The sequence below is a fragment of the Streptomyces sp. NPDC059582 genome, from assembly GCF_042735715.1.
Taxonomy (GTDB): Bacteria; Actinomycetota; Actinomycetes; order Streptomycetales; family Streptomycetaceae; genus Streptomyces.
This window is the reverse complement of sequence record NZ_JBHWCC010000006.1, coordinates 115,326-128,178: the sequence shown is the minus strand read 5'-3', so window position 1 is coordinate 128,178 and position 12,853 is coordinate 115,326. Positions and strand designations below refer to the sequence as shown.

Annotated in this window: 6 protein-coding genes and 1 tRNA gene; 1 reads left to right on the top strand and 6 read right to left on the bottom strand. The window is 72.5% G+C overall.

The features are described from left to right. Positions 1 to 9 precede the first annotated feature (9 nt). From ACFV0T_RS08205 to ACFV0T_RS08195, 3 genes are all read right to left on the bottom strand, one after another. The gene (locus ACFV0T_RS08205) at positions 10 to 3,519 is read right to left on the bottom strand and encodes a BTAD domain-containing putative transcriptional regulator (protein WP_385775926.1); all 3,510 of its coding nucleotides are present in this window, start codon (positions 3,517 to 3,519) and stop codon (positions 10 to 12) included. A 501-nt stretch (positions 3,520 to 4,020) separates the two neighbouring features. Then, positions 4,021 to 4,917 (bottom strand): glycosyltransferase family 2 protein, encoded by an 897-nt coding sequence (locus tag ACFV0T_RS08200; RefSeq protein ID WP_385775754.1) that lies wholly within the window; start codon positions 4,915 to 4,917, stop codon positions 4,021 to 4,023. A gap of 232 nt (positions 4,918 to 5,149) precedes the next feature. Continuing rightward, positions 5,150 to 5,893, bottom strand: coding sequence for a hypothetical protein (locus ACFV0T_RS08195; RefSeq protein WP_385775752.1), 744 nt, complete (start codon positions 5,891 to 5,893; stop codon positions 5,150 to 5,152). 265 nt (positions 5,894 to 6,158) lie between these two features. Between ACFV0T_RS08195 and ACFV0T_RS08190 the strand changes: the two genes are divergently transcribed. Then, entirely contained in the window at positions 6,159 to 9,233 is a 3,075-nt protein-coding gene (locus ACFV0T_RS08190; protein WP_385775750.1) for an FG-GAP-like repeat-containing protein, read from the top strand. Positions 9,234 to 9,425: 192 nt separating this feature from the next. Here ACFV0T_RS08190 and ACFV0T_RS08185 read toward each other — a convergent pair. The 3 genes from ACFV0T_RS08185 to ACFV0T_RS08175 form a co-directional block, all read right to left on the bottom strand. After that, positions 9,426 to 9,499, bottom strand: a tRNA-Thr gene (locus ACFV0T_RS08185). A 107-nt stretch (positions 9,500 to 9,606) separates the two neighbouring features. Continuing rightward, entirely contained in the window at positions 9,607 to 11,232 is a 1,626-nt protein-coding gene (locus ACFV0T_RS08180; RefSeq protein ID WP_385775748.1) for an alpha/beta hydrolase, read from the bottom strand. 270 nt (positions 11,233 to 11,502) lie between these two features. After that, on the bottom strand, positions 11,503 to 12,708 hold the full coding sequence (locus tag ACFV0T_RS08175; RefSeq protein ID WP_385775746.1) for a DNA polymerase III subunit delta': 1,206 nt from the start codon (positions 12,706 to 12,708) through the stop codon (positions 11,503 to 11,505). Positions 12,709 to 12,853: the final 145 nt, after the last annotated feature.

Sequence of the window (12,853 nt, the reverse complement as noted above, 5' to 3'; positions counted from 1 at the left end):
GTGGCGTGATCAGCGGGGTGCGGCAAGCAGTTCGGTGAGTTCCGCGACGACCGTCTTCTCGTCCGTCCCGTCCAGCGCCGCGAGCGCCGCCCGCCACTCCTCGTACGCCGCCTCGACGCGGCCCCGCTCGTGCAGCAGGAGTCCGTGCTGGTGCCGGGCGAGTCCGCCGGTGTAGCGGTCGGCGCGGGCGTCCGCGCGGCGCAGCAACTCGGCGCACTCCCGGGCGGCCTGATCGGTGCGGCCCAGCAGCCGCAGGGTGCGCACCAGACCGAGCCGGGTCTGGGACTCACCGTGCCAGTCGCCGTGGCCGCCGAGGATGCGCCGGCTCTCCTCGAAGTACGGCAGCGCGGCGGTGGGCTCGCCGAGGGTCAGATGGGCGTAGCCGATGTTGCAGTGCGCGGAGTACTGCACGATGACGGCGCCGATCTCGTTCCCGAGGGCGAGGGAGCGCCGGTGCTGCTCGATCGCGGCTCGCGGGTCGGTGTGCTCGTACAGGTTGCCGAGGTGGCTGTGGGTGACGGCCTCGCCGTGGGGGTCGTTCAGCTGCCGCGAGTACTCCAGGCTCTGCGACAGCGCCGCACCGGACTCCTCGTAGCGGCCGAGCCCTTCGAGCAGCAGTCCCCGGTTGTTGAGACAGCGCCGGGTCCGGCAGAGCCGCTCCAGCCGACGCCAGATCGTCAGCGCGCCGTCGTTGAGTGCGAGGGCCTCCTTCTGGCGGCCGGTCAGAAAGTGCAGGGCGGCGAGATCGCCCAGTGCGTAGGCCTCGGCCGCCGCGTCCCCGAGCCGCCGGGCCACGGCGAGCGCGGCCCGCCCGAGCACCTCCATCTCGGCGAGACGGCCGCTGCGCTGGACGTAGGGAAGGAAGAGACGGAGGAGGGTGGAGAGATGGGCGTCGGCGGCGCGGCGGGAGTCCTCCGCGTCCTCCGTTTCCTCCGTTTCCTCCGTTTCCTCCGTGTTCTCCCCCACGAACTCCACCGTGCCCTCCCCCGCGTCCTCCGCCGTGTCCTGCGTGTGGCGGCGGACCAGCGTGACGATGTTCGCCAGCTCCAGGTCGCCCCAGGCGAAGGCCTCTTCGGGACTGCCGAAGGGTGGAACGGTGTGCGCCGGGTGTCCGGGAGGCTGGGACGCGGTCGGCCGACGGCGGTCGTCCTGGTCGTGGCCGGGCTCCACGATCGCGGTGAGGACGCGCTCGGCGACGGCGGCGTACCAGCGGAGGGCGGTCGTGAGGATGGTGGCGGCGGATCCACGGTCGTTCCCATGACCGTTCCCGAGACCCCTTGTGTGGCCGTTCCGGCGCCCGGGGCCGTGTCCGGGACCGTGCTCGGGGCCGTGCCCGGGGCCGTGCCCGGGGCCGTGCCCGGGGCCGTGTCCGGTCTCCGTGTCGGCGAGTTCGCGGGCGTAGTCGCGGACCAGGTCGTGGGGGGCGTAGCGGCCGTATGCCGTCTCCTCCAGCAGGGCCACATCCACGAGCCGGTCGAGGGCGGCCTCGGCGCGGCGCTCGTCGGTGCCGGTGAGCCGGGCCAGCAGGGGTGCGCCGTACGTGGGCAGATCGAGCGCGCCGATGCGGCGCAGCGCGAGGGCCGCGTCCCGGTCGGCCTCGCGGTCCGAGGCGGCCAGCGCGTCATGGGCGACGGCGAGGGAGCGGCGGACGCTCAGATCGTCGTACTCCAGGTGGTGCAGCCGTCCGGTGGCGGCCAGTTGACCGGCGAGCACGTCGGGGGTGAGTGCACGGCGCGCGGCGAGGCGGGCGGCGACGACGCGCAGAGCGAGCGGGAGCCTGCCGGTGAGCTCGACGAGGGGATGGGCGGGGGCGAGACCGTCGCGGCCCGACACCGCGCGCAGCAGCGCCGCGCTGTCCTCGTCCGAGAGCGGTGTGAGCGGAAAGCGGTGGGCGCCGTCGAGGGCGGTCAGCGGAGAACGGCTGGTGACGATGACCGCGCAGCCGGTGCCGGCCGGCAGCAGCGGCCGTATCTGCGCGGCGTGCGCGGCGTCGTCCAGCACCATCAGCGTGCGCGTCGGGGCGAGGAGGGAGCGGAGCAACGCGGCCGCCGCGTCCGGGTGTTCGGGGATGCGGCGGAGTTCGGCACCGAGGTCGCGCAGCAGGGCGGCGAGGGCCTGGGCGGCGGTGAGGGGGGTCATGCCCGGGGTGGCGCCGTGCAAATTGATGTACAGCTGGCCGTCGGGGAAACGTTCCCTCAGCCCGTGTGCGACATGCAGCGCGAGGGCGCTCTTCCCGACACCGGCCATACCGCTGACGACGGCGAGGGGGACGGGACCGGGACGGGTGCCGTCACGGTCCCGGTCGCCGTCCCGTTCCCGGTCGCCGTTGCCTTCGCCGTTGCCGTTGCCGTCGCCGTCGCCGTCGCCGTCGCCGTCGCCGTCGGGAGAGTGGGCGACCAGGGTTCGGCGCAAGGCGTGCAGGACGTCGGAGCGGCCGGTGAAGTGCGCCGGTGCGGGCGGCAGTTGCGCGGGACGGGGGATGTGGAGGACCGCTGCGGCGGGGGTGCTCGCCGCCGGGGTGAAGGGCGGGGCGGCGGAGGCCACCCGATGACCGGCGCCGGGGTCGAAGCCGGAGCCGGAGCCGGAGCCGACCCCTGGGCCGGAGTCGGCGTAGAAGCCGGTGCCGACCCCGTCTCCGGGACCGCCGGACGACGCCGCCACCGCCCGATCGCCGAAGTCGGGAGAACCGAGACCGCCTTCCCGTTCACCCACCCCCGGCACTCCCCGCAGCACCTCCACATGCGCCTCGCGCACGCCTGGTCCCGGTTCGACACCGAGTTCCTCGACGAGGCGGGTGCGCAGGTCACGGTGGACGGCGAGGGCCTCGGCCTGTCGGCCGGTGCGGTGCAGGGCCAGCATCAGCTGGCGGTGGTACGACTCGCGCAGCGGATGCTCGGCGGACAGCGCGGCCAACTCCGGTACGAGGGAGCAGAGTCGGTTGCCGCCCAGGGCGAGCTCGGCGTCGTAGCGCCAGTCCAGCAGCAGTAGCCGGGCTTCCTGGAGCCGCTGGACGAACGCGTACCCGCCCACTTCGGACGGCAGTCCGCTCAACGGCGTACCCCGCCACAGCGTGAGCGCGGACCCGCACTCGCGCAGTGCCCGTTCCCAGTCGCGCGCGGCATGCGCGCCGCGCGCCGCCGCGACGTGCCGCTCGAACACGTGGACGTCCAACTCACCCTGCTCGACGCGCAGCAGATAGCCGGGCGGCACCGCGCGCAGCCGCTCCGGGGTGTCGAGCAGCCGGCGCAGTCGGGTCACGTGATTGTGCAGCGAGGCCTGGGCGGAGGCGGGCGGCGCGCCACCCCACAAGATGTCCTTGAGCGACTCGACCGGGACGACTCGGCCGCCTTCCAGCAGCAGCGCGGCCAGCAGGGACCGCACCTTGGGACTGCCGACGGTACGCACTCCGGCGCGGGCGTCGGCGGCGAATCCGTCTCCGGCGAACCGGTCGGCCGCGTGCTCCCCGGCGTCGTACAGAACCGGCGGCCCCAACAGTCCGAACCGCAGCGCGCACCGCATCACGCCGCCCACTGCCTTCCCGCGCGCCCCGCCCGACCGCGCTCTCCGACGAAGCCCTGCCACGATTGGCGGATTCTCGTCTCTTCACGGTGGATTCTCGCCACCCTGTCCCTGACGGCCCCCCCGCCGGAATCCGGCGGAATCCGCCGAGGCACCGGCGGCATCGCACAGCCGCACGGCGAGTTCAGGCCAGTCGAGCAGCGGCAGCGGAGAAGACCGTTGGCCACATGTTAGCGATCTGTTGGCCGGGCCTGATGTGATCTTTACGTCGGATCTGGCCTCGACGGTGCGCGCGTCATGACGCGCAACTCGGGGGAGTGTCGCCGCCGCGGCCGGGTCCGGGAGCGTACGGGGCCTCGGTCGTCGGAGGTGAACGACCGAGGCCCTCGTCCGCACCCCCGTCCGCGCCTTCGTGCGCGGCCCCATCCGCACCCTCGTCCGCGGCCCCCGCACAGCCACCGCGGCCCAGGTCCTCAACCGGCCGACGGCAGCCGCGGACCCTCAGATGACCGGCGGCCGCCCCAGTCGCGTCAGTCGCCACACCGTCCGCCAGCGCATGGGCCGGCGTTCCCCGGCCGGCTCGCGCAGACCCTCCACGAAGCCGCCGAACCAGGCCCGCAGCCCGCCGAGCGACCGGGTCCGCAACAGCGTGACGACGATCCACACCCCGAGGTGAACGGGGATGAGCGGCAGCGGCAGCCGCCGCCGGACCAGCCACACCCGGTTGCGCGCCGTCACCCGGTAGTAGACGGCGTGCCGGGCGGGCGAGGTCTTCGGGTGCTGGAGCAGGAGCTCGGGCGCGTAGAGGATCTTCCATCCGGCGTCGCCGGCCCGCCAGGCCAGGTCGGTCTCCTCGTGCGCGAAGAAGAACGCGGCGGGCCAGTCGCCGGTCTCCGCCAGCATCGCCATGCTCAGGGCGTGCCCGCCCCCGAGGAACCCGGTCACGTACCCGCCCCGCATCGGGTCGGCGGCCCCGGCCCGCGGCACATGCCGACGCTGCGTCTCACCGTGCTCGTCGGCGATGCGGAAGCCGACGATGCCCAGGCGCGGGTCGGCCGCGTACAGGTCCCGTACGCGGCGCAGCACGTCGGAGTCGACCAGCAGCCCGTCGTCGTCGAGTTCGACCACGACGTCGACGTCCCCGAACTCCCGCAGCCGGGCGAGGGCGACATTGCGGCCGCCCGGGCAGCCGAGGTTCTCGTCCTCCTCCACGACGGTGACCTCACCGGGCAGCGACAGCCGGCGGCCGAACTCGGGCAGCGGGGAGCCGTTGCCGACGATCACGATGCGGGTGGGCGCGAGGTCCTGCTTGGCCACTGACTCCAGCAGGGCGTCGACTTCGGCGGGCCGGTTCCCCATGGTCACCACCGCGACGGCGATTCTCGGCTCCACCGACATCCCTCACCCCATCCGGCCCACGACGACGCCTGTCGTTCACCAAGATGTTGCCTCAGGTCCGACGGTTCCCCCGACTCCCCTTCACTTTGCGTCCCGTTTGCGGCGATTTTCCTTATGCCAGGGGAACTTGACCCGGGCCCACTCCTCCCCCTCGACCACACGCACGGGTTCGTCAGCACACCGCTCCCGGGCAGGGCCGACGTTTCGCCGCCCGGACCCACCCGGACCCGGCTCAGGGGTCCGCGAGTTCCCGAAGGTCCACGTGGCCCGCCCTGAAGTCCGGCGAGTCCATGTCGACGTTCATGCGGCCCGCGTCGATGGACTCGACGTTCCACAGACGGCCCGCGACCTCGACGGTGGCACCCTTGCGTACGTCGTCGTAGAAGGCGAGTTGTCCCTGACCCGGGGCCGTCACGCTGATCGAGGCCCGTGCCGGACCGTCCTGGACGTCGGTCACGACGGCCCCCAACGCGGGCCCGTTGTCGGGCACGTGCCGGCGCAGCCGCCAGTGACCGTCCTGCGTCGTCGGCCACGTGGCCATGTGCGCCCCCTGGTTCGTGCCGCTGAGGTCCGGTGTGGTGAGGACCACGCGATAGGTACAGATCCGGGCGACCGTGTAGGAGTGCCCGTTCAGGGTGACCCGCTGCCCCGCCGCCACGGTCCGCCTGCCCTCGTCGGCGGACAGCACGGCCGTGCGGTGCCGCCCGTCGGCGGCCGCCTCCGCGTAGGCCGACATCCCGCCGTCCGGCAGCGCCGTGACGCCGCCCCGCAGAAGGTGCACGCCCTCGGCATCCTTGCCACCGTCGCACTCCGGTCCCTTGTCGGCGGCCGGCGCGGGCCGGGGACCCGAGGAGGATGCCGAGGACGCCGAGGACGCCGAGGGATCCGTACTGCCCGACGCCTCGGGCGCGCCGACCCCGCCGCAGGCCGCCAACGACAGCACGAGACCGACGGCCCAAGGGAAGGAAACGTTCAAAAAGCTTTGCATATACGCCAGTTACCGTACTGTTCCAAAACTCCCGCCAGGGGCCACCAGTGGCTGGAGGCCTTCCGCCCGGGCCCGCTCGCCGTTACGCGGAAGTGATCAGCAGTACGCCTGTTGTTCTCGAGGCCGTTGTTACCCTCAGGGCGTCTTGCACGGGGGGACAGCCGGGGGGCTGGAGATTCTTCGCGGTATCCGCCGACGCGCGCTTCGGCCACCGCTGTCCCGCCGCGCCTCGCCGTCGCTCAGGAGGCCCGCGTTGGCCCGCCGCTCGATCGTCACCAGCCGTGGTCTCGCCGCCGCGTCGGCCCTGCTCGCCGTGACCGTCGGTCCCGGCCGGCTCTCCGTCCCGGCCGTCGCGGACACCGCGGACACGCACACCGCCCTCGCGGCGGAGAAGACCTTCCAGTCGGACCGCTACCTCCCGCGCGCGGACCGTGTCCACACCTCCGGCCCGAGCGGCTATCTGCATGCTCAGGAGGGCCGTTCCGGATACCTGTGGACGTCGTACGACACCGGTGCGACGACCGAACTGGGCAACCTCGCCCGGCTCGACCTCCCCGCGTACCTCGGCTCGTCGTCCGACGTCGTGGCCGACGTCGTCTCGCCCACCAAGAAGGTCGTCCTCAGGGACATGGCCACCGGCACCACCACGGACGTCGCCATCACGCACGGCGTGTACTCGGCCACCTTCGGCTCCCATGTGCTCACCCAGGCACAGGACCTGGACGGCAACCGCGTGCTGCGGCTGTACGGCGCCGGCGCACCGGACGACGGCGCACTCGTCGACGGCTGGCCGACGGACATCACCGCCAACTTCACCGTCCTGGGCGGCGACAGCCGCACCGCCGTCCTCGGCTACGCCCTGGCAGGCGCCCGCCACCTGGCACTGGTGGACCTGACCGCCGCGAAGGTCACCGGCGACGTCACGGTGCCCACCGCCCCGGCTTCGGTCGTCCTGAGCGACGACCGCCTGGTCTGGTACGCCTCCGGCAGCACGGCGCACGTCCTGGACCGCGCCGACCTGTCCGCCGCCGAGACGAGGGTGACCCTGCCCGGCACCGAGGGCACCCCGTACCTGGGCATCGCCGGCCGCTGGCTGGTGGTCGCCCGTTCCGTGCCGTCGTCACCCCACAACATGGCCGACGTGTCCGGCGAGCCCCTGACGGCCGTCCCTCTCGCGGGCGGTGACGCGCTCACTCTTCTCCGCCACGCGAACACCTCGGTCACGGCGACCTCGGACGGCGGGCTGCTGACCGTGGGCGGAACCGACTCCGCGCACTGGACGGTGCGCAAGGTCACCGACACGGGGGCGGACGCGCCGACGCTGACCGAGGTGACGGCCGTCCCATCGGTGGCCGCCAGAATCGAACGGCTTTCCCTGCAGAACGGCACCCTGGTCACCGACGAGGCCGACGCCAGCTTCATGGGCGCCTACTACACCCGGCGCGTCTCGGCCGACGGCACGACGGGGGCGCCGACCTGGCGCGGCTGGGACGGCTGGGCTACGGGCCCGTACACCACCGGCGACGGCCGTGCGGTCACGTTCACCGCCGGCTCCGACCCCGTCGGCTCGTACGTCAGGTCCATCGACTCGGCCGACCCGGCCGGCTTCTTCTACCTGCCCTCGGCCGCCGGCAGCATCCTGGACGTCACCGGCCGTTACGCGGTCGTCAACGGCACCTCTCCCGCCCGGCAGTATGTCGGCGATCTCGGCGTGTACACCGACCTCCAGCCCATCGTGACCCGTTCCGTCACGGCCGCCTCCGTGTGGGGAACCGAGCTGTGGACGCCGGGTAGCACCACAGGCACCGTCACCGCGCGGGACCTGAAGACCGGCAGGACCACCGCCACCGTGAGCACCGGCGCCCCGTGCGCACCCAAGGAACTCCAGGCGGTCGGCCGCTGGATCTACTGGTCCTGCGGCCCCACCGCCACAGCCGGCGTCTGGGACCGTACGGCGAAGAAGAACATCGCCGTCCCGTCCGGGCTTGCCCTCCTCGGCGACGGCTACATCGTCCGGCACGACACCGCGGCCGGCGCGCTCCTGCTCACCGCCTTCGGCGACGGCACCCCGACCACCCGGAAGATCGGCGACCTCGCGGCAGGCGCCTCCAGTCTGCGCGGGGTGACCTGGACCGTGGACAAGTTCGGCGGGCCCGCAGCCTACGTGGACGCCGACCACCGGATCCATCTGGTGCCCACCGGCGTCGCCACCCAGGCGCTCGGCGCCATCGAGTCCGAGGTGACCGACAACGCCTCGGACAGCACCTCGGCACGCAACCCGTGGTGGCAGTGGCACGGCCTGCTGTCCAAGCCCGCCACCTCGTGGACGGCCACCCTCACCCGGAAGGCCACCGGCGCCGTGGTCCGCACGCTCGACGGCGGCGCCGTGGACGGCACGGTCACCGTGCGGTGGGACACGCGTGACAACGCGGGCGCGCTCGTGCCCAACGGCACATACACCTTCAAGCTCACGGCCCCGCCCGCCGACGGCTCCGGTGCCGCGCTGACCGTGTCGCAGACGGTGCTGGTGACCGACGGGGCCGCCCAGAGACACGACTTCACCCACAGCGGCGCGTGGGCGCCGGACGGCATCGGCGACCTCCTGACCCTGTCGTCGTCCGGGGTCGTCAGCTACCGGCCGGGGAACGGATCTGGCGCGGTCAACGGGTCCATGTCGGCCTCGGGCTGGCCCTCCTCGGCGACCCTGATCCCGTTCGGCGACCTCAACGACGACCGCCGCAACGACATCCTCGTCCGATTCGGCAACGGCGAACTGCGGGCGTACCGGACCATGCGCGGCCAGCCCTTCTCCACCGGCACCCCGCACACCTCGCTGGGCACCGGCTGGAACCAGTACGACGTCCTCACCTCGCCGGGTGACATCACGGGCGACGGCCGCCCCGACCTGATCACCCGCAAGACATCCACCGGCGAGGTGTTCCTCTACCAGGGGACGAGCGCGGGGAAGCTGTCGTCGCGGGTACGGATCGCGACGAACTGGTCGGCCTACAAGAAGATCGTGGGTGTCGGCGACTTCAACGGCGACGGCCGTGGCGACCTCCTGGCCCTCGACAAGTCCAACACCCTGTGGCGGTACGACGGCAACGGTTCCGGCGGCTTCAAGTCCCGGGTGAAGCTCGTCGCCGGCTGGGGCGGGTCGTACAACGTCATCGTCGGTGCGGGCGACATCACCGGCGACGGCAAGGCGGACATCGTCGCCCGCGACACCTCGGGCAACGTCTGGCGCAACCCCGGCAACGGCAAGGGGTCGTTGGGGCCCCGTGTGAGGATCGCCACAGGGTGGCAGGCGTACAAGGGCATCTTCTGACCGACGCGTCGACCGGGGCACGCCCCACCGAGCTCCGCTCGGCCGGTGCCCCGGTGAAAGGACGCCGCTCAAAGGGCGGAAACCCGGGCCAAGGTGAAGAAGAACAGGGCGCGGTCACCTTGCCGCGCCCTGGCCGGTCGCGAAAAAGCAAAAGCCCCAGGTCACGGCGAGTGAGTCCTGAGGCTTCGGCAGAGCCGCCTTCGGGATTCGAACCCGAGACCTACGCATTACGAGTGCGTTGCTCTGGCCATCTGAGCTAAGGCGGCGCGCTGTCCGCACCATGGTGCGATCAGCAACGTCGGTAAGTCTACACAGTTTCGAGGGGTGCTTCGTACCGGCCCCGGAGCAGGGTCTCCGGGGCCGGTGACCTGCGCTATGAGCAGCGCTTTCCCTCGGCCGGAGGGGTGCCGCGGAGGAGGTAGGTGTTGATGGCGGAGTCGATGCAGGTGCTGCCGCGGCCGTAGGCGGTGTGGCCGTCGCCCTCGTAGGTGAGCAGGCGCGCCGAGGAGAGCTGGCTTGCCAAGGACTGGGCCCAGCGGTACGGCGTCGCCGGGTCGCGGGTCGTGCCGACCACGACGATCGGGGCCGCGCCCTGCGCCTGGATGCGGTGCGGCTCGCCCGTGGCCTTCACCGGCCAGTACGCGCAGTTCAGCGAGGACCAGGCGAAGCTCTCGCCGAAGACCGGGGAGGCCTTCTCGAAGGCGGGGAGGGATTCCTTCACCTGGTCCGGGGAGGAGAACGACGCCGGAAGGTCCAGGCAGTTCACCGCCGCGTTGGCGAACATCAGGTTCGTGTAGCTTCCGTCGGCGTCCCGCTCGTAGTAGCTGTCGGAGAGGGCGAGCAGGCCCGCGCCGTCGTTCTTCTTCATCGCCGAGTTCAGCGCCTCGCGCAGCTGCGGCCAAGCCCCCTCGTCGTACATCGCGGCGATCACGCCGGTGGTACCGAGGGCCTCGCCGAGCTTGCGGCCGTCCGCGTCGCCGGTGGGGATGGGGTGGGCGTCGAGCTTCCGGAAGAACGCCTTGAGGTTGTCGCCGACCTGCTCGGGCTTCGTGTTCCGGTCGCCCAGCGGGCAGTCGCTGTGCCGTACGCAGTCCTTCGCGAACGACTGGAACGCCGTCTCGAAGCCCGCCGTCTGGTCGAGGTTCGTGCGCCGGGCGGACAGCGTCGGGTCCAGCGCGCCGTCCAGGACGAACCGGCCCACCCGCTCCGGGTACAGGCCCGCGTACGTCGCCCCGAGCAGCGTCCCGTACGAGGCCCCCACATAATTCAGCTTCTGATCGCCCAGCACCGCCCGCAGGATGTCCATGTCCCGGGCCGCCTCGACGGTGGAGACATGGCGGAGCAGGTTCGGGGAGTCCCGGCCGCAGCCCTCCGCGAACTTCTTGTACGTGTCGACGAGTCCGTCGACCTCCCGCTGGTCGTCGGGCGTGACGTCCGTCTTCGCGTACGCGTCCATCTGCCGTCCGTCGAGGCATTTGACGGGCTCACTGCGGGCCACCCCGCGCGGGTCGACGGCGACCATGTCGTAGCGGGCGCGGACCTCGGCCGGGTAGCCGATACCGGCGTACTGCTGGAGGTAGCCGACCGCCGAACCGCCCGGTCCGCCCGGGTTCACCAGCAGGGAGCCCAGCGGCTTGCCCGGCCCCGTGGCCTTCTTGCGGGCGACGGCCAGCCGTACGTCGCCGGCGCCGGGCCGGTCGTAGTCGAGCGGCGCCTTCATCGTGGCGCACTCGAAGCCGGGGACGCCGCAGGTGCGCCAGCTCAGCTTCTGCTCGTAGTACGACTTGAGCGCGGACGGAGTGGCACGGGGCAGTGCGGCCAGCGCCGCCTGCGCCGCCGCGGTCCCGGAACTCGTCGCGCCCCCTGCGGAGCACGCGGAGACGAGCAGGGCCGCGGCGGTGAGCAGGGTGCCGGCGGTACGGATCGTGACGGTGCCGGTGGCTGCGGTGCGGTGCTGTGGGTTTCGGCCGGTCGGACGGAGGGCGCGCCTGATGTGCATCAAGCGAGCCTAACCCTGTGCGACGGTGCGGATGCGCTGCGTGCGCGATGTGGCTCGTACGAGTTATGCCGTCAACCTGCGGTGATGGGTGATTTACGTCGCCGGCCGCCGGTCACCCGCCGCCGGTCACCGTCACCGGTCGCGGGTCGCCCGTCACCGGTCAGGTGTCGCCGGTCTCCGGGAGCCGATCAGCGGAGGTCGGTCATCGGGCGCCTGTCGCGCCGCCTCGCCGTGGTCCGCCGCTCAGCGCGCTCAGCCCGCTCAGCCCGCTCAGCCCGCTCTCAGGGCCATCGTCATCGCCTCCACCGCCAGCAGCGGGGACACGTTCCGGTCGAGGGCGTCGCGGCAGGCGCCGATCGCCTCGATCCGGCGCAGCGTGGCCTCCGGGCTGCTGCCGTGGGCCAGGCGCTCCAGGCTGTCCTCCGCGTCCACGTTGGCGAGGGCGATGCGGGAGCCGAGCTGGAGGGCCAGGACGTCGCGGTAGAAGCCGGTGAGGTCGGTGAGCGCGAGGTCGAGGCTGTCCCGCTGTGTCCGTGTCCGGCGGCGCTTCTGCATGTCCTCCAGATCCTTCATGACGCCCGCGGTGCCGCGCGGCAGCCGGCCGCCCTGGACCGCGCCCAGCGCTGTCTTCAGCTCCTCCGTCTCCTTGCCGTCGACCTCCTCGGCGAGCTGCTTGGCGTCCTCGGCGGCCGCGTCGACGAGTTCCTGGGCGGCCCTGAGGCAGCCACCGATGTCCTCGACCCGCAGCGGCAGCTTCAGCACCGCGGCCCGGCGCTCGCGCGCGGCCGGATCGGAGGCCAGGCGCCGGGCCCGGTCGACGTGCCCCTGCGTGGCGCGGGCGGCGGCGGCGGCGATGCCGGGCTCGATGCCCTCACGGCGTACGAGCATGTCGGCGACGGCGTCGACGGAGGGCGTCCGCAGGTTCAGGTGGCGACAGCGGGAGCGGATGGTCGGCAGGACGTCTTCCAGCGAAGGTGCGCACAGCAGCCAGACCGTGCGGGGAGCCGGCTCCTCCACGGCTTTGAGGACTGCGTTGCCCGACTTCTCGTTCAACCGCTCGGCGTCCTCGACGAGGATCACCTGCCAGCGGCCGTTCGCCGGTGACGTGAACGACTTGCGGACCGTGTCCCGCATGTCCTTCACGAGGATCTCCGCGCCCACCGCGGCGACCGTGCTGACATCGGCATGGGTGCCGATGAGCGCGGTGTGACATCCGTCGCAGAACCCGCAGCCGGGGACTCCGCCGAGCGCCCGGTCCGGACTGACGCACTGCAACGCGGCGGCGAAGGCGTGCGCCGTCTGCGTCCGCCCCGCTCCGGGCGGCCCGGTGAACAGCCACGCGTGCGTCATCTTGGACGCCTCGGGCAGCGGCGCGGCGGTGGCGACCGCCGTGACGAGGGCGTCGGCGTCCCGGGCAGCGGCGGCCAGCTGCTCACTGACCTTCTCCTGCCCGACGAGGTCGTCCCACACGGTCATGGGTCACGCCACCCTTTCGTCACGTTTCGAGGTGCGGGATCCATTGTGCGCGGAGCCACTGACAACGCGGCCACCGACCACGTGGAGACGACCGCCGAGGGGGCGACCGCCGCGCCGCCTCGCGACGGCACGGCTCGCCGGGGCG

What these genes read in the sequence shown, in the direction of transcription:
- ACFV0T_RS08205 (WP_385775926.1), bottom strand. Translation starts at nt 3,519, where the DNA reads ATGCGGTGCGCGCTGCGGTTCGGACTGTTGGGGCCGCCGGTTCTGTAC.
- ACFV0T_RS08200 (WP_385775754.1), bottom strand. Translation starts at nt 4,917, where the DNA reads ATGTCGGTGGAGCCGAGAATCGCCGTCGCGGTGGTGACCATGGGGAAC.
- ACFV0T_RS08180 (WP_385775748.1), bottom strand. Translation starts at nt 11,232, where the DNA reads ATGCACATCAGGCGCGCCCTCCGTCCGACCGGCCGAAACCCACAGCAC.
- ACFV0T_RS08175 (WP_385775746.1), bottom strand. Translation starts at nt 12,708, where the DNA reads ATGACCGTGTGGGACGACCTCGTCGGGCAGGAGAAGGTCAGTGAGCAG.